Genomic DNA, 20,389 nt, shown 5'->3' with positions numbered 1-20,389 from the left:
ACCAATCTAATAACTGCCAAGGCTATCGGCGAACTCCATGACTCGCGACTGCTGGAACATTTTTCTTTTAAATAAGGAGACGACCAACTGATATTGAAGCAATATCAGTATGAGAATCAGGATAAGAATCCACCAGTGAATCTGGAACGGGATATAATCCCCGGTCTGTAATGAGATCATGCGCAAGATTGCGCGTGCTGCCAGGATCGCAACGGGCACAGCAATCAGATACAGCAGGACAAATAGCGGTTTGTATACATCAATGAGCATACGATTAATGTCTCGATGGTTGTATCCAAGCAATCGAAGGATATGCATATCCTTATGGCTATCCTGAACGTTAAGCAGAATGACTAGATATATCAGCAGGAAACCGACAAGAATCCCTGCCACTTGATTAATGACAGCACTGGATTGGCTCGATACTGCATCGCTACGCAGAGCAGCTAACTTGTCCTCGGCAGTGACCACTCGTGCATTTGAATCCTGAGAACTATCGTTACTGTATTCCCCGTTATGCATGGAGGGGCTAACGTTCATCCACCTCGCTAATTGTGTTTTGGATGTATAGATCGTATCTGCTTCACCATTTCGGCTAATCTCACGGACTGAGACGTTATGGGGGTGATGATTAATAATCAGTTGAACGGTATCTCCGGATTGGATGTCATACAACGAACTGGTCGCCTCACTCACCACGATACCATCCAGCTCAGCAGGCAGAATGGGGGTGTTGTCATGATTCATAAGTTGCACCTGTGTTCCCTGATCATCCATGCCGACCAACTCTCCTGAGAGTTTTTGTCCATCAACTTCCACGAGCTGTACGGACTGTCTGAGGTAGTACATGCTGGACCTATGCGATGTTACTTCATCTTCCTTCAGATTGGGATAACGGATATCGTACCTGTAGTGCATGCCTGTCGTCTGTGATTCCAGGGCGGCACCACTTGATTGATACAACGAAGAACTCATGATAAATAACAAGGTCATCAGAAAAATTGCTGCTGCACTTAAGAAAATGGCGTTCCATTTGCGAAGCACGACGCGCAGAGGAAGCCTTAATCGTTCCGGCAAAAGGCTAATTACGGATTGAAGAGCTGTGGTTAATCTTCCATTCGGAAGAGGCTTAATCTTGTTATGCATGACATGAAAGGTCTCTTGGCGCAAAAAAGGAACGATAGACATCCAGGTGACCAGCACCGTTCCGATGATAGGAATCAAAAGCCCAAACAAGATAGAACGGAGTTCAAGGCCTCGTTCCCAGAAGGGGAAGGAGTACATTTGAGCATACATATGGATTAGGACAGAGGAACCGAAGAAAGCCAAAACCATCCCGACGAGTCCTCCTGCTGTCGATAGGATCAGTGAATAAACGAGTAATGCGTGGCTGATCTGTCTTGCCGTATATCCCATTGCCTTGAAGCAACCGAAATCTTGACGGTGAAGACGGACGAAACGGGTGTAGAACATGTAGAAGATAAACAAAGTAATGAGTGTAAACAAGAAGAGAAAGCTCTGGGCCAGACTTTGATTGGAATCGATTGCGGTCAGTGGTTCGGTGCTGCTCTCAAGTCCAGAATCGAAAGCCAAATATGAGAAGGCGGGATCACTACTTATACGCACTTCAGCTGAGCCGGAGTCCACATCTGGTTTGAACTGAGCTGCATAATAGCGCTCTTCCTGTCCGTTTATCTCATGGTACACATCAGGAGTAACGACTCCAAATGTCGCTTGATTGTAATCCTGTTTCAGGTCATTAAAAGGAATAAACGATTGATAGTCTGGCAAAAACATGGAACCAACAATAGTGAGATCACGGTTTTTAATGGTAATCGAATCTCCTATAGTCAGGGCATGCTTATCCATATACTGCGGCATTAGGGCAATTTCCGTAGAAGCTACCGGTAGTCGGCCTTCCGATAGATAAGGTACATTAAGCTTCTTGGGTGGAGATAGTAGATAATAATTTGTACTGTCTTGTGTAACTTTTTTGAATCTTTTTTCTTCGATAATAGCTTCTGTATGTATCTCCTCTAAAACATGTAAACGATCTGCATCTTCTTGCAATTGGAAGCGGAAATCCTCCAAATGTTGTGTCTCAGCGTATTCTTGAATATGAACCTGATTACGATCCACCGAGAATTCCACAAAAAAATACATAAACGAAGTCAGCACTACCATGAGAAACAAGAGGATGGTGTATCCACGGTTTTGCTTCAATACACGGTACACATGCTTGTTAAGATAGCGCATTAGTCTTCCGCCTTCCCATTGTGAGTATATCTATGCCCAATGCATCTGCGAAGCAGTAATGGGGTGCTCATTCAAACGATCCTGATAGATGGAGCCGTTCTTGATTGTAATTACGCGCTGAGCAGTCTTGGCAATTTCAGGGTTATGGGTGATGAACACAATGGTCACTCCATATTGCTGCCGAGCAAGATGAAGAAGGGTTATCACATTTTTGCTGTTCGTCTCATCCAATGCACCCGTGGCTTCGTCGCAGAACAAGATACGAGGCCTTTTAATTAATGCACGTGCGATGGCTACCCGCTGCTGTTGCCCACCAGACAGTTGACCGGGAAACTGATTCAGTATGCCCTCAATCCCCAGAAGTGCAGCAAGCTCCTCAACCGTGTGGTGTTCACTAGTTCCAGAGAGCCCAATGTATATATTTTCTCGAACCGTAAGATGAGAGAGCAGATGGTAGTGTTGGAAAATGTGCCCCAGATGCAGTCTGCGAAAATCGGCAAGTGCATCCTCGTTCAGTTCAGTAATGTCCTGGTTATTGATGAAGACGTGACCGTTCGAGGGTCTGAGCAGTCCTGACATTAGATTTAGCAGCGTGGATTTTCCGGAGCCACTTGGGCCAATGATGGCTGTAAACTCACCTTCAGCGAGATCCAGACTGATTTCGCCTAGTATGATTTCATTTTTCTTAAAATGTTTCGTTACGTTCTGAACGGAGATGGCAATGTTCATCTTACACACTTCTTTCATAAAGATGAATTTGGATGAAATCAAGCTGTTCGCGAATAAAATCTTCAGTTAGATCGGTAGACAGGGCAAGCACTCGTAGTCCCTCCAGGAAAATAACAATATGAGCAGCAGCCGTGCGGCTTGCCTCAACCTGTATTTCACCACGTTGGACCCCATAGTCGATCAGTCGACTGAGCTCCGTGATGCTATGATCCTGTTGGCGGTGCAGCAACTCACGATCCTCTGCATTGCAGTGTGACAAGAAAAACTCGTACGCAGCGGTCATAATACTGTCATGGATTTCAGTTAGCTCGATCCGTTGACTTGTCCAGAATGCATCCATGATCTGCTGAAATGGCATATGTGCTTTCATCTGAGCTGAGAAAGCTTCTTGCGTCTGTTTGTTGTTCTCCATCAGTAAGGCTCTGAATATCTCCTCTGTAGAGTTGAAATATCGGTAGAGACCGCCGCGGCTAATTCCGCATTGCTCCACAATATCTGTCATCGTGACAGCATGGAATCCTTTTCGCACAAATACCTGATGTGCACCTGCAAGGATCATCATTTTTTTGGACAACGATTTCTGAGTCATAGCTTCCTCCCGATGTAATAGAATCAAAAAAAGTGACACCAATGTCGCTTTTGGATCATTTTATGACACCAATGTCGCTTTTGTCAAATGAAAGTGTTACCGATCAGGTGGGGGACATATGTAATGTATATCTCCAGTTGCATTGGCACAGTAAAAAACAGCGGCATTCGAAGACTTTATGTACGAGTCTAAGATTGCTGCTGTTTTACGGTTAGAGAATAAATAGTTAACTGGATTTTGGATCATCTGCGGTTCGATTGGCCTTCACATATTTGAGCTGCGCAACGATGATGACACTGATGATGACCAGCAGGAACCACGAACTGATTTTGCTAAAGCTAACCAGTTGCCAGGCATCATGCTGATCAGGGTATTTCCAGGCATTGAAAAATGTAGCGATGTTCTCAGCAGTCCAGATGAAGAAACCAACAATGATAAAAGCCAGCGATAACGGCATTCGATAGGTCGTTGCTCGTACTCGGTAAATAATCCAGGTTTTCCAGAAGACAATAAATACAAGCGCCGTCAACCACCAGCGAAAATCGGGAATAAAATGATGAGTGAAAAAGTTAATATAGATGGCTGCTCCGAGCAGCATGGAAGGTACAAAACCAGGCCATCCGGTCATGTCCATTCGCAGTCTTCGCCACACCTGACACATAAAACTGGCTACACTTGCATACATGAATCCACTATACAGAGGGACACCCAGGATTTTGGTGTAAGCTGGCTCAGGGTAAGACCAGGATCCCATCCATACTTTATAAATCTCCAGCACCAAGCCAATAATGTGAAATACACAGATGACCTTGATTTCATCTCGGGTTTCCAAGCCGCTTCGATACATCAGGTATTGCACAGCAAATAATACGAGCAGAATGGCATCATATCGATGAAGGAAAGGAATAGGAATTACGCTGGACAGGGCCAGTGTTCCAAAGATCGCTACGGGAAATATGCAACTCATTGCTTGATGATAGCCAAAATGAAGTAGTTGTATTAGAGATTTCAAGTCGAGTTTAACTCCTTTCCAAACATGTTGGAGCAAGATTCATTTAAGATTAAAGGTTCTTCATCACGGGCGTTTTTGCCTACACTTCATAATATAGATATGGTCCATGAATAAAAAGAGAAAAAAACGGGCAAATCTGTTCTTGTTTTCAAACCTGAATCATCATGAGAATGTTCTATAAGAGGCGACAGGGTCACTCCATGTATATTCTCTTCAGGTTATGTTAAAATGAAATTCGTACAATTACATTAGACAAGGAGGCCGCTATGCAACCAATTAAACCTCAAGATATTCAGCTCCGGATCAATAATTTTGCTGATCAGGACTTATACGTACATCTAGAACTTACGTCAGGTGCTTACGCACAACACATGGACAGTACAAAACATCCAGCATCGGCATTCATTACTAATGCGGCCATACGATATACGCAGGGGTCCATTTCAGGTACAGGTCCATACCGTGTTGGTCTGAAAACAACGCAGGGATGGCTTTACGCCGAAGGTCTTACACATATTGATGAGCAGGAACAAGAAAGACTGATTCTTGCCGGTCACGACAGCCAAGGTAAACTAGTTGTGGCGTTACAATTAAGCCGAGAGATGTTCTGATGAAAGCGGAGGATTGAATAACCATGAATACTACACACAATGAGCATGAGCGCATCTTGGTGGTATATCCACATCCAGATGATGAAGCTTTCTCTGTATCGGGAACGTTAGCCAAATACATAGATGGCGGTGCCCATGTAACCTATGCTTGTCTAACCCTTGGCGAGATGGGGCGCAACATGGGGATTCCTCCATTTGCCAACCGAGTGACGTTGCCTGCCATCCGTAAACAGGAACTCATCGAAGCTTCTGAAGCGATTGGTATTCAGGACCTCAGGATGCTCGGTTTCCACGATAAAATGCTGGAGTTCGAAGACCCACAGTTACTGGAAGACACCATCATGTCGCTACTTAAAGAGTTAAACCCCACGCTGGTCATTACGTTCTATCCAGGGTACAGTGTTCATCCTGATCATGATGCAACAGGAGCCGCTGTTATACGTACAATCGCTAAACTTCCTGTGGATGAACGTCCGATTGTTCACTGCGTTGCGTTCGCTAATAATCAGGAACAGTACATTGGCAAACCGGATGTATTTGTTGACGTATCCGAATTTTTGGATCGGAAAATGGCGTCCATTCGTGCCCATCGTTCACAATTCCAGGCAGCAGAGCTTGTAGGAAATCGTGAGCTGAATAATGAAGAAATCAAGAAACGTTTTGGCAGAGAAACATTTTGGACCTATCCATTTGAATAATATGTTACTTAGAAGTCGCCTATATGGCGGCTTTTTTTTGATTTACATCACAATATCGACACAAAAATGTAGCGTCTATAGCCTAATTGAGCTATATGGAATAAATATCATTTTAAGTACACTGTGATCAGGATTGTGATAACGCTTCATTTATTACGTTGCTTCAATGGATGAGGAACATGGAGAGTTGATTTTAAGTGGAATGGAGGGATGGTGTGTACAACCAACGTATATTTTGGATTAACGTAAGACCCGTTGAATACATTGCCACAGCAATAAGCAACTTGAACAAGAAGCCTGAATTGCATGGTTTGAATCATGAGTAATCCTTGGGCAGGATTGGGTGCATTCAACAGTTGTAAGAAGAGTTGGGTTACGGGTTTAATTTTTCTAAGCGGAATGATGATGCTCCTACTATCTCTTCCGCACGGTGCAATCATGGCCTCTTCGGGACATCGTGATCTCATTCCCCTTCAACCTATGATTGACCGTTCTGCACCTGGAGAAGTCATTGAACTTGCATCAGGTCGTTATTCTGGACCCGTGACGATTGACAAGAACATCACCATTCAGGGTGATCCTACGGTCATAGTTGTTAATGCGGAAGCCACCTCTACGATAATGATTCGCTCGGATCGGGTGAAATTGAGCGGTTTTACAATTGAACATGATACGAATGAACAGACTGCAGCCATTCAGATTGAAGGGAAAGACAGTGAGATCACGGATCTGCATATTCAGACCCAGGGGTACGGGATGATCATCCGAAATTCGAGTCATGCAACGATTCAGCGGAACAACATTACTTGGATGGGGGCTGATTCTGCTTCCAGTGGCCAGAAGGGAAATGGCATTGATCTGTACAACTCCCATGATAGCTACATTGAAGCCAATGAGATCACCGGCATGAGGGATGGAATCTATCTGGAGAACAGTCGCAAGTCTATCGTGCAAAATAACAGGCTGTTACATACAAGGTATGGCATCCACTGTATGTACATTGACGGCTCTTCTGTCATGGATAATACCGGAGAAGAGAACATGACAGGTGCCATGATTATGGGCGTCAAGAATACGGTAATCTCGGGCAATTCTTTTCGCAAACAGAGTACTAATGTTCATTCCCAAGGGATTTTATTGTATGACGTGCATCAATCCTCAATTCATAACAATGTGGTGGAGGGTAATCGTGTCGGCATGAATATTGCAGAGTCATCGGGCAATGAAATCCGTGGCAATGCGGTGCTTCGGAATTTTGTTGGCATCCAGCTTGTTCTGGCAGAAGCTAATAAGTTTACAGGTAACCAATTGGTATCCAATGTTATTGAAGCTTCAGCGCTGGATAGCCCGAATAATATCATGATGGAGAATTACTGGGATTCCTTTCAGGGGCTCGATCTGAATCAGGATGGGATCAGTGAAATATCCTATGCCATCAATCCTTTTTATGAGCAACTGGTCAGTCGGAATTCAGCGTATCAGCTCTTTTTCCAATCACCGGGTATGGTCTTTCTGAGTGAGTTGTTTACAGAAGGCAGAGAACAATGGACTACCGACGACTCGCCACGAATGAGCATGGATACGGGATCTGATCTGAACATGTCAGTGGAAAGGGTAGCAGGTTCCAATGTGGTGTGGATGCTCGGGTTAGTTCTGTTGGGTATGGCTACTTTTATAATCATCTATATGGGGGTATTACGAAAATGAACAAAAGCTTGAACAGAAGATGGTCCATGGTTATGGTACTTATGTTTGGCATGGTATTGTTAACCGCTTGCGGAACAAAATACGCGGCATTGCCGATCAATGAAGACGTGGATATCTGTGCGATCTGTAAAATGCAGGTGAAGGACGATGCATATGCAACACAGCTCACTACGAAAGACGGCCAAAATTACAAGTTCGATGACATCGGCTGCATGAACCAGTGGAAAACAGAAAATGGCACAGATAACATCGGCATGGACTATGTACGTGATTATAATGACAAGGAATGGATTGAATACAGTAAAGCCACGTATGTGTACGACGCTTCATTGCGTACGCCTATGGCTTATGGAATTCTTAACTTTAAGGACAAGCCTTCGGCTGAAGCTTTCATTGCAGAGCAAGGTGTCGGAACCATTATGACCGCTGAGGATCTTGCCTCCCATGACTGGAAACAGAACACAGAGAATATGGACATGATGGGTGAACATGGGCATGGTGAGCACGGACATGGTGAAGAAGGAGACGGTAATGAGATGCATCAGGAAGGTGAGATGAAAGAAGAGTCAGGCCACTAGGAATGACAATAGAAAATGGTGATTAATGATGTCAGATATGATACAGATTGCAAGACGAGAAGTGAAAATGGGATTTCGCAATCCTTGGGCATATTCGTTTCTGATTCTTTTTTGCACATTTAGCTTAAGCTTGTTACTTCTAAATTCACAGAATCTGGTTGAAGGATATTCGGGAACAACAGGTTCGATGTTAAATCTCATTCTCTACCTTTTGCCATTAATGACGCTATTCCTCGGTTCCTTTTCATTAACATCGGAAAAGGAAGACGGTAGCTGGCAGCTGCTATCCACGTATCCCATCGGCACGATGTCTTTTATTGTGGGCAAGTATCTCGGGCTGTCGATTGTTTTGATCACCATTGTTGCGTTTGGATACGGCCTGATGGGGGTCATTAGCGGAGTAATCGGGAATCCACTGGATGCCGTGACATATCTTCTTTTTGTGGCATTTTCCTGTGGACTGGTGTTGTTATTCCTAACGCTGGCGCTATTTATCGGTTCGTTGTCGCGCAATCGGTGGCAGGCTTTGACGATCGCCGTGACCGTATGGTTTTTCGCTGTCATTGGGTGGCCAACATTATTGCTTTCTGTGCTGGGACTGATGCCTTATCTGTGGGTAAAACCGCTGCTGGTTATACTAACGCTCATCAATCCGGCCGAGCTGGTGCGCTTGTATGTCGTGATCAAACTTGGAGGCGGCTCCATTCTTGGACCAGAATATTATCGATGGGTGGAGTGGGTGCAGCAACCAAGTGGCAGTTGGATCTTCATCGGGATATGCCTATTCTGGATAACCTTCTCTGTCCTGGCGGTATATGCGATCTGGGAGAGGGGGCGTTCTCATGGATAAAGTGGGACTCGAAGTGATGGGATTGTGCAAATCCATTAAAAAGCAACCGATTGTTGAGGATATCTCCTTTCGCATTACTTCAGGCCAAGTGCTAGCCCTCTGTGGAGGGAATGGCGCAGGAAAGAGCACGGTGCTGCGTATGATCGCTGGAATTCTTCGGCCTACCTCCGGTGAGGTTGCGGTGAACAATGTGCGATGGTTGAAGGAGCGCAAGCGTTATTCAGAGCAGATTGGATATATGCCGGATGATTATCAATTTAATCAAGGACTGAGTGCGGAGGAGATGCTTCTGTTCTGGGCTTCTCTGAGGAAAGTTCCCAAGGAGAGAGTACAGGAAGTACTGACCATGGTAGGTTTGGAAAATCAAAAGAAAAACCGGGTTACGACTTTCTCCAAAGGCATGCGCCAACGTGTGTTATTTGCCCAGGCTGTACTGTCCAAACCACCACTGCTCATCATGGATGAGCCAACAAATGGATTGGACCCATTTTGGATGCAGGAATTAGCTCAGCTGCTCAAGGGAATAAAACAGGATGGTCACATGGTCGTGTTCTCGACTCATCAGCTGGAGATTGCAGACGATATTGCGGATCAGGTAATATTCATGAACCATGGACGTAATGTTGGAGAGGGCTCCACTCATGACTTTTGTGATCAATTCGGTTCGCTCCCAGCAGCATTTCATCAAAGTCTTGGTTTAAAGTGAAGGTGAGTATATTGCAGAAAAAGAGTTTTAAAAGCAGACGTACACTTACAATTTTGATTGGTGTGATCGCATTGTTAGCAGGTACATGGGCCATTTTCGAAAATGTATCGACACCCGAATCTCGGCGAGGTAACGCCATTGAAGCTGGTGCCGTGGCTCCTGAGTTCACAGCGGTTAATTCAGCAGGAGAACAAGTCAAGCTGTCGGATTATCGGGGCAAAGCCGTGATGATTAACTTTTGGGCTTCATGGTGCACACCTTGTGTAAGGGAGATGCCGCTCGTTCACCAGATCGCTCAGGACTATCAGAACGACGTGGAAACCCTGTTTGTTAACGTGGGGGAATCGAAGGGCACGATCCGTGAGTTTATGGATAAGCAGGCGTTTGATTTTCCGGTGATCATTGATGTGACGGGCAACATATCAGGTATGTATCGTATAACGGGTTTGCCCGCAACAATGGTCATTGATAGGGATGGGGAGTTCCGTCACATACTGCTCGGTGAACTGACCGAAGATATACCATTGCAGCAATGGCTGGAAGAGAGTATCTAGTCGTAAGCGTTGGATGGTGATAAAAGGGGCAGGAACGCTAGAGATCGCCCAAATTTGGAGTAGATGAATGTATGTTAAAAGTAACTACAAAAATATAACATAAAAAGGCGGACACCCATCTAACGAAGGGGTGTCCGCCTTTGCTACTTTTGCTTTTGAAGATATGCTGCTTTGCAGCCGATTACAATACAGCAGCTGAAGCGTGATTGGTACGAGCGATTCTGGTTGCATCAACCATGTTGCGCAGAGAAGCAACCGTTTCTTCTTGTCCACGGGTTTTCAATCCGCAGTCCGGGTTAATCCAGAACAGCTTCGGATCAAGAACACGCAGGGCACGTTCAATCATGCTGCTCATTTCATCTACACTCGGAACACGTGGACTATGGATATCATATACGCCAAGACCGATACCGAGCTCATACGTATTTTCTTCAAAACTATGAATCAGTTCACCGTGACTACGGGATGTCTCAATGGAGATAACATCCGCATCCATAGCTTCAATGGAATCAATCATGTCATGGAATTCGCAATAGCACATATGTGTATGAATTTGAGTCGTTTCATGCACCGTGCACGTGGAGATACGAAACGCTTTGACTGCCCAAGCCAGGTAATCAGCTTGTTCATTTTCTTTCAAAGGAAGCCCTTCACGAACAGCCGGCTCGTCAACCTGGATCATACCAATGCCTGCCTGTTCAAGTGCTTCGACTTCCTGTCTCAACGCATACGCCAATTGATAGGCAATCTGCTCACGAGCAATGTCTTCGCGTACGAATGACCAGTTCATGATGGTAATCGGGCCAGTCAACATGCCTTTGACAGGACGCTCAGTCTGCGATTGGGCATATTTCGTTTCTTCAACCGTCATTTCACCAGTAAACGCAACATCTCCGAAGATGATAGGTGGCTTCACGCAACGGGAACCATATGATTGTACCCAGCCGAACTGTGTAAAGGCAAAACCGGCAAGTTTCTCGCCAAAGAATTCAACCATGTCGGTACGCTCAAACTCACCATGCACCAGTACGTCAATTCCGATCTCTTCCTGAATCTTGATCCAGATATCAATCTGATCCCGGATGAAGGCAGCATACTGTTCGTTGTTCAACTCACCCTTGCGCCACAACTGACGTGCTTTTCTGACTTCAGCAGATTGTGGGAAACTACCAATCGTTGTTGTCGGGAAGAGTGGCAATTGCCATTTGGCCTGTTGGGCTTCATGACGCTCTGCAAAAGGACGGGAGCGCTCTGGCTGTTGAACACTGATAGAAGCAACGGCTTTCTGTACAGCGATACGGTTCCGATCTTCGGATTGCTGAAGCGCTTGAAGGGTAAGCTCAGCTTCGTCTATTTTGGCGGTAATCTCTGCACTTGGTGAAGATAAGGCTGTAGTCAAAAGAACAATCTCATCCAGCTTTTCATCTGCAAATGCAAGAGCATTCTTCAGTTCAGATGTAAGTTTTACCTCACGTTCTGTTGTAACTGGCACATGCAGAAGGCTGCAAGATGATTGCACGATGATACGTTCAGGTGTCACGAACTCAGTTAATTCATTCAGCAAGTTCAGTTTTGCTTGAAGGGAAGCTTTCCAGATCCCACGTCCATCAATAATACCTGCACCCAACACTTTGTCTGCCGGGAAACCGGTTGTCCGAATGGATTGTGTGTTACCAGAGAGTCCGTGTACAAAATCAAGTCCTACACCTTGAACTGGCAGTGCAACAATATCGTTGTAGTTTTCGACAGATTCAAAGTACGTTTGCAACATAATATTCAGGCCTGGAACGGCTGCGGCAAATGTTTTATATATTTTATTCAGACGCTGTACGTCTTCATTGCTTAATTTGGTTACCAGGATAGGTTCATCGATCTGCACCCACTGAACGCCTTCGCTTGCAAGTTCTTGAAGCAATTGAGTGTAAAGTGGCAGCAAGCGGTCCAACCAAGCATCTGTCTCGGATTTATCATAACCTTTGGAGAGCTTCAGGAAGGTTAGCGGTCCAACAATAACCGGTTTACCTTCAATGCCGAGTTTTTGTTTTGCTTCACGATAAGCGAGAAGTGGTTTGTTTTCCGTCAGAGTTGGGGAAGCCCCGTCCAGTTCAGGTACTATGTAGTGATAGTTGGTGTTAAACCATTTTGTCATTTCACTTGCTGCGGCATCTTTCGTTCCCCGGGCAATGCCATAATATACGGACAACGGAACCGAGCCACCATCATAAGCAAAACGTTTAGGAATAATGCCAAACATCACAGCCGTATCCAGGATATGATCATAATAGCTAAAGTCATTAACCGGAATGATGTCGATGCCTTTCGCTTGTTGCTTGCGCAAATGATCGATACGAATCTCCTGCAAACGTGCGTGAAATTCTGTTTCCTCCAGCTTACCTGCCCAGAACGCTTCCAACGCTTTCTTCCATTCCCGATCAGCACCAATACGCGGATATCCCAATACACTGCTTTTTGTCATCGTTTAAAACCCCTCTGCTTTTATGTTACACAAAATTTATCACAGATTCAGAGTTATAATGTAATTCCATTAAATTATACCTAGTTATAGCCTGAGGCTATATCCAAAGGTGTATGCTTCATAAGTTGAATTAACGAGTATTTACACTTGCCACTCCGATGACAGAATAACCTTCCAACTCAGCTAAGGATAATTAATAGATCGTAATCATATTTTGTATGCTTTTGCATTCGCTCGGGATAATAGAAAGTAAAAAGGTGGATGAGTATGGTAAATTGCCTGTGAGATTACCAACTATTATCAGGAAAATCATATGCCGGTACCTAGCTACCGGCTATATGATATCCACGTATTGGAACTTAAAAGGCGCACACAAGGTGGTTATAACTTTCGAACCGTTCTGGAAGTCAGAACTTTCTACGGTCCACATAACCCCCCATATGGGAAAGAGATCATTACGTTTGAAATAGACACCACTAATGTTACAATGGTTAACTATGTTCATACGAATGATTGAAAGGAAGGCGGTACGCATGAACCTGTATCATATCCAGTCGACTGTGCATGGGATCAACAGAGTAGCATCATTTCTGGAAGACAATTATATTGGTATTGCTTGGTCAGGTACAGGGGATCTGGAGCAAACGCCCCCGGAGTTATGGAAGGAACAGTTAGTTCAACACTATAGCTTGGATGAAGCAGAATTGGCGAGCACACACGCGACACTACATATGTTTGCTAACCTCATGCAGGATGGAGATTATGTATTAATTAGCGATGATGAATGGACGTATGTTGGGGATATCGGGGATTATTATTACGACGATTCCGCTGGCACAGAAAACGACTTGATCTGTCACCGTCGGGGAGTTACATGGTTGGGTCGTATTCCTCTCGCTGAGCTGAATGACAAAGTGCAGGCACTGCAAAATGATTCAGCCATCCTTGCGAAGTTTGAGTATCCCATATCACAAGCACAGCTGGATCGAGGTCTTGCAGTCAGTATAGCAGCCGAAGCAACCAACTCTCTCTCAACAGGGGTAGATGAAGCCACGATTCAGACAGCTCTCCAGGTGCTGAGAGAAGCGTTACACAGTGAAGAAGAAGAGCTGCGAATTCGTGCGGCTACAGCCATTTTGCAGTATGCCAAACAATAGGAAGACTATGCTAAGAATGGTTTCTGGGTTTAGACGGTAACCATTCGCGGATCAGCAAATTTACTATTTATAACCCTTGAGTAAGTTCTGAGATCTGTTCATTTACATTCACATGACTTCGTCCACCGTGGTAACAAATCACAGATGAAATGTCGAGTTCCATATACTTTTTCAAGGAGCAACGAGCCGTTTCGATATCCAGCGTAGTAGGTTCATGAATGCCTCCAAGCCTGCCGTCTACACTATACATTGAATCTCCGGCGATGAGCGTCTTGCTGCCCATCAAATATAGACTGATATGACCTGGTGTATGACCAGGTGTATGAATAACACGAATTCCGCCGCAAAACGGCAGTTCCTGACCATCAGTTACCGTTTCATCTACTTTGCCCATTGGAGGATGCTCAAGGTGACCGTCTTTGAGAAGAGGGAGCTGTCCCTCAATATATGGCTTATCCAGCGCATGCGCATATATCTTGACTTGTGAGCCACACTCCTGCAAAATCTCGGGAAGACACCCGATATGGTCCACATCCTGATGCGTCAAAATCACTGCTTTAAGTCGGCTGATCGGCACACCAATCTTTTCGAGTGTGATACGCAAATCGTCATATTGTCCAGGGAATCCGGTATCAATTAACACAACCATTTCTTCATCCCATATCAGAACAGGGTGAATTATATTCCCCTCGAAATTAAGCTGAAGCATCGTTATTCCCTTTGAAATTTCCATAATATCAGACCTCCGAGAGTTGAAATTCATATACATCATTGCTCGTTATATTTCTTATGTAAACGAATAAAGACGGCAATAAGATACGTTCGGGTATTTATAGGGTGTACTTATAGAAATATTCAATGAATGGGGGAATTGACGCTTGCTGTTGGGAATGATAATTTAGATATATCATTTAAACCAATAAGTCCAATAAGATAAAGGGGGTATGTGGGATGACACATATCGTGCATGCAGCAGCTGAAGATATTCGGAGCGAGGATTCGCTACTATTGATCAAGGAACTGAGTGAAGAACTCGGTTTGTTATATGGCGGTGATGGAACTGCGGGATTTCAACTGTCAGACGTTGAGGTGCCACGTGCGGCCTTTATCGTTGCCAGGATCGACGGGTATCCGGTTGGTTGCGGAGCACTTAGACCCCTTGATGAAACATCTGTAGAAGTTAAACGCATGTATACACGCAGTGGTTACCGCCGTAAAGGGATTGCCCAGGCGATATTGGCCGAGGCAGAGCGTCTTGCAAACGAACTTGGTTATACCAATCTGAAACTGCAAACAGGTCCCTTGCAACCAGAAGCTGCAGCGCTGTATGAGCGTGTAGGGTATTACCGAATTCCTGTTTTCAGTGGAAATTGGGACAGAGTGTTGGCCTACCAGAAAGATCTGGTACACGAAAAAGTATAATTCTACGAATTACAGCTTTTATTTGCTGAACGGACAGAGGAACACAAGATAAAAGTAAAAAAGTCGCCGATTGGCGACTTTTTGCATTTTAACATACTGCATTTACTCCAATTATCTCATCTGAAAATACAGACAAAAGCGTTTAATCCGTTGCGCTATTATTGATCGAAGGTTCTTGGTGTTGGACACCCCATTCGCATAGTCCTTCCAAAACGGGCAATAACGTTTCAGCTTTGGCTGTCAGACGGTACTCGACTTTAGGAGGGACTTGGGGATATTCTTTCCGCTCCACCATACCATCTGCTTCCAATTCTTTGAGCTGTGAACTCAGCGTTTTATACGTGATGGCGCCGATCTGTCTTTTAAGTTCATTGAAGCGGACAGGCTGGTTATCAGCCAGAAGATACATAATCACCATTTTCCATTTGCCACCAATAACGGACAACGTGTATCCAAAAGGGGTATCTTGAATATTTTTAAACTTTACCGTGGTATTCAGCCATACTCATCATTCACACTATCCTTCCGGGTAGTACCTATCCTAAAAGACCGTACTATTTATTTGTTTGGGCTCAGTTTATACTAACCTTACTTTGAAGTAAAGGGGATTTACGATGACTCAAAAAACAATACGTTTACTTATGCCACAATGGCAAGGTGGAGATAATCCTAACTACTCTTTTGGAGCTGAGCTGCTTGCATGGCTTGCACCTGACAATGATCAACCTCTCATTCATGTTCCTGTTGAGGCTTATGATGGAACATCTCTGGTAAGCGAGAACGGGATAAAAGGCAGAACACAGCTACTTCAGCAATTGCAGGCTGCCCAGCATATTATTCAAGCTCACCAGCCCGATCGCATTGTCATGTTTGGCGGTGACTGTTTGGTTGAACAAGCCCCGTTTGCTTATTTAAATGAACGATATGGCGGAGAACTTGGTTTGATATGGATTGATGCACATGGTGATTTGGTTAGATACGAGGGCTATGACAACGGTCATACTTTACCGCTTGGGAACCTTCTTGGGGAAGGCGATCCGGAGTTTGCCAAACATGTGAGTGTCCCCTTGAAGCCTGAACATGTCTTCATGGCCGGGTTGACAACCCCTACGGAACAGGAAACCGAAGTAATTCAAAGATTGGGTATCCGAACGGCTGGAACTGAAGAATTAACCCATGGCATGGATTCGATTAAGAAGTGGATTAAAGAGACTGGGTTCAAACATCTGGCAATTCACCTTGATCTGGATGTGCTTGATCCCAACATGTTCCGTTCATTGTTATTCGCCAAACCAGGGGAACCTTATGTGTTTTCACCGGCGGGAACCATGCAATTACCTCACTTGCTTCATCTGATCAAAGAACTGTCTAAAGAAACAGATGTGGTGGGATTAGGGATAACTGAGCATATGCCGTGGGATGTCATTAACTTGAAGAATTTGCTTGGAGAAATTCCTATTTTGAACCAGTGATGTAGGATAACAAAAATATATCAGAATACTGATATAACGAGTCAAAATATAGGAAGATTACAGATAAAAATATCAATATTATTATATGGGTGGTTCAAAGCGAATCAGAAATTAAACAAACTGAGGAGAGACACCCAGATGGTCACGTTATTGTTAATCATTATTTATCTCGCATTTATAGGGCTGGGATTACCTGATGCTTTACTTGGCAGTGCCTGGTCCGTTATGAAAAACGATATACATGCGACAACAGAAATGGCTGGTTACATATCGCTAATCATTTCATTTAGTACAGTAGTGTCCAGTCTGTCCGCCAGCCGATTGTTACACCGGTTCGGAACGGGTAAAGTCACATTATTCAGTATCCTCTCAACAACGATCGCGCTGTTGGGATTCTCATTCTCTGAGAATTTTGTGTTTTTACTGATTCTGGCGATCCCTCTCGGCTTAGGTGCAGGTTCGGTGGATGCGGCACTAAGTAGTTATGTAGCCTTGCATTTCAAAGCCAAGCATATGAACTGGTTGCATTGTTTCTGGGGAATTGGCGCAGTGACAGGCCCACTCGTTATGGCATATTGGCTGAATCAAGCAAACAACTGGCGTGCAGGATACGTTACTGTGGGGTTGATTTTGCTTGGGATCGTGGTGATCTTATTATCAACTTTGTCTCTATGGAAGATTTTTGAGAAGGGAAGAGTAGATGGTTCAGGTGATGAGAAGAAACGAGTAAGCAACCGTGAGGCCATACGTATCCCCGGCGTGAAAATGTCGATGCTTGCGATGCTCTGTTACAATGGTTCCGAAACTGCTGCCGGTCTGTGGATGGCTTCTTTCTTCATTGTTAGCAAAGGAGTTTCTCCAGGTACTGCCGCAGCACTTTCCTCTCTATTTTTCATTGGCATTATCTTGGGCCGTGTAATCTCAGGTTTTCTTTCGACTCATGTATCCAGCAAAAATCTCATTAGATATGGTGGAATCGTTGGATGCTTCGGATTGGTTATCCTGGTTATGCCGGTACCGTACTGGGTTGCCGCAGGTGCTTTATTTATCGTGGGATTGGGCGGAGCACCGATCTACCCAAGCATTGTTCATGCGACACCGGAACGCTTCGGTGAGAAGGCATCCCCAAGTGTAATTGGACTTGAAATGGCCAGTGCCTATACAGGTTCAACACTCATCCCGTTAGGTATGGGACTCATAGCCAGCCAATGGGGAATGTCAATGGTACCCCTGATCCTGCTGATTCTGTTCAGTGTCATGTTCGTGGCTACAGAGCTGGTTAACAGAAGTAACAAGGCTACGCGCTTGACCGTCTAGCTCTTGCTATAGGTCATTAAGGCTCTGCCACTATACAACAAAGGAACAACCATCGCTGGTTGTTCCTTTTGGTGTGAGAAGTCTATTTTTATAAGAAGATTAGTAACAATGTTCCTGCGGCAAAACAGTAATACGAAAAGTATTTCAGGTTGCCTTTGGCCATAATGCCCATAAACCATCTCATGGAGAAATAGGTGACAAAAAGTGTCGTGATGAATGCGATCAGATAAGGAATAGCGAGTTGTGATCGATTCGGATCATTGGCAATGTCGGATACACCCATAATGAGTCCACCAATACTTATGGGAATGTACAGCATAAAGGAGAACTTCAAAGCGGTTTCCTGTTTCATGCCGACAGCGATGGACGCAATTACAGTTGCCCCTGAGCGGCTTATGCCCGGAATAAGAGCGACCGCCTGAGCCAGTCCTACCAACAATGCATCTTTCGTAGACAGATCACCATCTTGCTTGCGACCACGAAGATTACGAATAAGCCACAAGGCAACCCCGGTGATTAATAGCGCGATGGAAACGGTATATACGGATGAAAAAATTTCTTCAATCCGATCTTTGAACAGGACCGCAACGACCGCAGCAGGGATCGTACCAATAATTATGTATAAGCAAAACATGAAGTCTGCTCGATATTCTTCTTTACGAGTACGCAGGTAACCCAATGCACCAATAATCAACTTTTTGATATCTTCCCGGAAAATAAAAATAATAGCGATAAGTGATGCTGTGTTTGTTAAAATCTCAAATGACAATCCATTCTGCTTGATGCCCATCAGTTTCTGGGCGATGATCAGATGACCGCTTGAGGAGACGGGAATCGGCTCCGTTGCACCTTGAACAATACCTAAAAATAAATACTTTAACCACAATATAATCTCTTCCATGTTGTCCTCCTTGAATACGTTTCATTGGCTTTCCAATGATCTCTCTTTTTAATAAAAGTGACTTGTCTACTCTATTGATGATAGCTGTTTAACTTGGTGACTTGCAAGTTAGAGTTCATAGAGAGAGGGAAATAAACATAGCTTGTCAAATCCTGCAGAGCATGATATCGTTGATAACGATTATCAATATCAACGAAAAGGTGGGTTTATTTTGCGTAAACAGATAAAATCAATATGGATCATGATGGCACTTATCTTGCTGATTGTACTTAGTGCATGTGGTCAGTCTGCGACGACCGATAGTACAACCGGTGATAGCACGAATACAGCTGCGGAGACTGAAACCAAGACGAACTCGGATTCAGCTTCTTCAGCTGATAAAGCGGCAACTGCCGAAGAGGAACTTGTTACATATCAATCGGATGCAGGCGAAGTACAGGTACCGAAGAATCCTAAGCGCATTATTGATTTGACATCATTTTCGACAGGCTACTTTGTTGCCCTGGATGCACCGGTAGTTGGCGCTTTATCAGGAGCGATGAACAACAAATATATCAAGGATCAACTTGCAGCAGCGGGCACCAGCGATCTGGGTGAAGAGCCTACACCAGAGAAACTAATCAGTTTAAAACCGGACTTATTTATCGTGTACACTGGAACAGAGGGCATCGACAAGCTGGAGCAGATTGCGCCTGTTGTACAGATTGCATATGGTAAGCGCAATTTCAAGGATCTAATGCTTGAAATGGGTAAGCTCACTAATAGAGAAGACGCAGCTAAAGCTTGGAATGCTAAATGGGAAGCGAAGATCAACGAACTGAAGCCCAAGGTCCAGGAAGCTGTAGGCGATCGCACCGTTTCCATACTGAATCCATACGCCAAAGGATTATTTGTATTCGGTCATAACTATGGTCGAGGCGGTGAAATTATTTACGGGGAGTTTGGTCTCAAGGCACCAGCCAAGGCCCAAGCTGAAGCGATTGACAGCGGAACTGGATGGGCTTCAATCTCCATGGAACTATTACCGGAGTATGCAGGTGATATCATCTTTACCAGCCCGTGGTCGGGAGATAAAACTGATCCCAAGATTGTATATGACAATACATTATGGAAGAACTTGCCTGCGGTGAAGGCAAATCATGTGTTCCAGCTTGACCCGACCTCAGACTCATACAACGATCCATTAACGTTGGAAGGTCAGCTGCAATTTATTTCCGATAGCCTGCTTACCGCGAAGTAAGATTACTGCATAAATGGTAATACTGGAGCATTTCCAAAAATCGTTACAAGATGGGGAAATGCTCTTCTTATGAGATTAGAATGTTATATACGTCGATCTTGGATGGATTTTGAC

Annotated in this window: 20 protein-coding genes and 1 pseudogene; 13 read left to right on the top strand and 8 right to left on the bottom strand. The window is 44.5% G+C overall.

Translation table 11 applies throughout. The features are described from left to right. Window positions 1-6: 6 nt before the first annotated feature. The 4 genes from MHI14_RS16710 to MHI14_RS16695 form a co-directional block, all read right to left on the bottom strand. Window positions 7-2,256 (bottom strand): ABC transporter permease, encoded by a 2,250-nt coding sequence (locus MHI14_RS16710; RefSeq protein ID WP_341130818.1) that lies wholly within the window; start codon window positions 2,254-2,256, stop codon window positions 7-9. Between the two features lie 30 nt (window positions 2,257-2,286). Then, window positions 2,287-3,003, bottom strand: coding sequence for an ABC transporter ATP-binding protein (locus tag MHI14_RS16705; protein ID WP_341130817.1), 717 nt, complete (start codon window positions 3,001-3,003; stop codon window positions 2,287-2,289). After that, window positions 2,987-3,574, bottom strand: a complete 588-nt coding sequence (locus MHI14_RS16700; RefSeq protein ID WP_341130816.1) for a TetR/AcrR family transcriptional regulator — start codon at window positions 3,572-3,574, stop codon at window positions 2,987-2,989. Before MHI14_RS16700 ends, MHI14_RS16705 begins: the two co-directional genes overlap by 17 nt. Before the next feature lie 226 nt (window positions 3,575-3,800). Beyond that, window positions 3,801-4,586 (bottom strand): DUF817 domain-containing protein, encoded by a 786-nt coding sequence (locus MHI14_RS16695; protein ID WP_341130815.1) that lies wholly within the window; start codon window positions 4,584-4,586, stop codon window positions 3,801-3,803. Between the two features lie 266 nt (window positions 4,587-4,852). Here MHI14_RS16695 and MHI14_RS16690 point away from each other — a divergent pair, with 266 nt between their 5' ends. From MHI14_RS16690 to MHI14_RS16660, 7 genes are all read left to right on the top strand, one after another. After that, window positions 4,853-5,197, top strand: a complete 345-nt coding sequence (locus tag MHI14_RS16690) for a YojF family protein (RefSeq protein WP_289392489.1) — start codon at window positions 4,853-4,855, stop codon at window positions 5,195-5,197. A gap of 23 nt (window positions 5,198-5,220) precedes the next feature. Beyond that, a complete protein-coding gene (gene bshB2, locus MHI14_RS16685; protein WP_036608086.1) occupies window positions 5,221-5,895 on the top strand; it encodes a bacillithiol biosynthesis deacetylase BshB2 in 675 nt (224 codons plus the stop codon). Window positions 5,896-6,213: 318 nt separating this feature from the next. Next, the gene (locus tag MHI14_RS16680) at window positions 6,214-7,602 is read left to right on the top strand and encodes a right-handed parallel beta-helix repeat-containing protein (protein WP_341130814.1); all 1,389 of its coding nucleotides are present in this window, start codon (window positions 6,214-6,216) and stop codon (window positions 7,600-7,602) included. Next, the gene (locus MHI14_RS16675) at window positions 7,599-8,180 is read left to right on the top strand and encodes a nitrous oxide reductase accessory protein NosL (protein ID WP_341130813.1); all 582 of its coding nucleotides are present in this window, start codon (window positions 7,599-7,601) and stop codon (window positions 8,178-8,180) included. The genes MHI14_RS16680 and MHI14_RS16675 overlap by 4 nt, the downstream gene beginning before the upstream one ends. 28 nt (window positions 8,181-8,208) lie before the next feature. Beyond that, window positions 8,209-9,030 (top strand): ABC transporter permease, encoded by an 822-nt coding sequence (locus MHI14_RS16670; protein WP_341130812.1) that lies wholly within the window; start codon window positions 8,209-8,211, stop codon window positions 9,028-9,030. Next, window positions 9,023-9,736, top strand: a complete 714-nt coding sequence (locus MHI14_RS16665) for an ABC transporter ATP-binding protein (RefSeq protein ID WP_341130811.1) — start codon at window positions 9,023-9,025, stop codon at window positions 9,734-9,736. The genes MHI14_RS16670 and MHI14_RS16665 overlap by 8 nt, the downstream gene beginning before the upstream one ends. A 62-nt stretch (window positions 9,737-9,798) precedes the next feature. Beyond that, window positions 9,799-10,290 (top strand): TlpA family protein disulfide reductase, encoded by a 492-nt coding sequence (locus tag MHI14_RS16660; RefSeq protein WP_341131714.1) that lies wholly within the window; start codon window positions 9,799-9,801, stop codon window positions 10,288-10,290. 181 nt (window positions 10,291-10,471) lie between these two features. Here MHI14_RS16660 and metE read toward each other — a convergent pair whose 3' ends face one another. Further along, window positions 10,472-12,766 carry a 5-methyltetrahydropteroyltriglutamate--homocysteine S-methyltransferase gene (gene metE, locus MHI14_RS16655; RefSeq protein ID WP_341130810.1) on the bottom strand — a complete coding sequence of 765 codons (2,295 nt, stop codon included), beginning with the start codon at window positions 12,764-12,766 and terminating at the stop codon, window positions 10,472-10,474. 274 nt (window positions 12,767-13,040) lie between these two features. On the opposite strand from metE, the gene MHI14_RS31140 reads away from it, so the two are divergent. Beyond that, entirely contained in the window at window positions 13,041-13,283 is a 243-nt protein-coding gene (locus tag MHI14_RS31140; protein WP_445670369.1) for a DUF3888 domain-containing protein, read from the top strand. 16 nt (window positions 13,284-13,299) lie between these two features. Next, window positions 13,300-13,923 (top strand): hypothetical protein, encoded by a 624-nt coding sequence (locus tag MHI14_RS16650; RefSeq protein WP_341130809.1) that lies wholly within the window; start codon window positions 13,300-13,302, stop codon window positions 13,921-13,923. Window positions 13,924-13,990: 67 nt separating this feature from the next. On the opposite strand, the gene MHI14_RS16645 is transcribed toward MHI14_RS16650, so the two are convergent. Then, window positions 13,991-14,656 (bottom strand): MBL fold metallo-hydrolase, encoded by a 666-nt coding sequence (locus MHI14_RS16645; RefSeq protein WP_341130808.1) that lies wholly within the window; start codon window positions 14,654-14,656, stop codon window positions 13,991-13,993. A gap of 218 nt (window positions 14,657-14,874) precedes the next feature. Between MHI14_RS16645 and MHI14_RS16640 the strand changes: the two genes are divergently transcribed. After that, window positions 14,875-15,345: a GNAT family N-acetyltransferase gene (locus tag MHI14_RS16640; RefSeq protein WP_091016394.1), complete on the top strand. Its 471-nt coding sequence runs from the start codon at window positions 14,875-14,877 to the stop codon at window positions 15,343-15,345. A 142-nt stretch (window positions 15,346-15,487) separates the two neighbouring features. Here MHI14_RS16640 and MHI14_RS16635 read toward each other — a convergent pair. Beyond that, a pseudogene (locus MHI14_RS16635) lies at window positions 15,488-15,854 on the bottom strand (winged helix-turn-helix transcriptional regulator). 105 nt (window positions 15,855-15,959) lie between these two features. On the opposite strand from MHI14_RS16635, the gene MHI14_RS16630 reads away from it, so the two are divergent. Then, window positions 15,960-16,817, top strand: coding sequence for an arginase family protein (locus MHI14_RS16630; RefSeq protein WP_341130807.1), 858 nt, complete (start codon window positions 15,960-15,962; stop codon window positions 16,815-16,817). A gap of 138 nt (window positions 16,818-16,955) precedes the next feature. Further along, the gene (locus MHI14_RS16625) at window positions 16,956-18,134 is read left to right on the top strand and encodes an MFS transporter (protein WP_341130806.1); all 1,179 of its coding nucleotides are present in this window, start codon (window positions 16,956-16,958) and stop codon (window positions 18,132-18,134) included. An 88-nt stretch (window positions 18,135-18,222) separates the two neighbouring features. Here MHI14_RS16625 and MHI14_RS16620 read toward each other — a convergent pair whose 3' ends face one another. Next, window positions 18,223-19,035, bottom strand: coding sequence for an undecaprenyl-diphosphate phosphatase (locus MHI14_RS16620; RefSeq protein WP_036608062.1), 813 nt, complete (start codon window positions 19,033-19,035; stop codon window positions 18,223-18,225). A 211-nt stretch (window positions 19,036-19,246) separates the two neighbouring features. On the opposite strand from MHI14_RS16620, the gene MHI14_RS16615 reads away from it, so the two are divergent. Then, complete coding sequence (locus tag MHI14_RS16615; RefSeq protein WP_341130805.1) at window positions 19,247-20,275, top strand: ABC transporter substrate-binding protein; 1,029 nt, start codon at window positions 19,247-19,249, stop codon at window positions 20,273-20,275. The last annotated feature ends 114 nt before the right edge of the window (window positions 20,276-20,389 follow it).

Origin of the sequence: Paenibacillus sp. FSL K6-2393 (assembly GCF_038002545.1) — a bacterium.
In the GTDB taxonomy this organism is placed as follows: domain Bacteria; phylum Bacillota; class Bacilli; order Paenibacillales; family Paenibacillaceae; genus Paenibacillus.
Note: the sequence above shows the minus strand (reverse complement) of the source record. Positions and strands in the feature narration are given on the sequence as shown.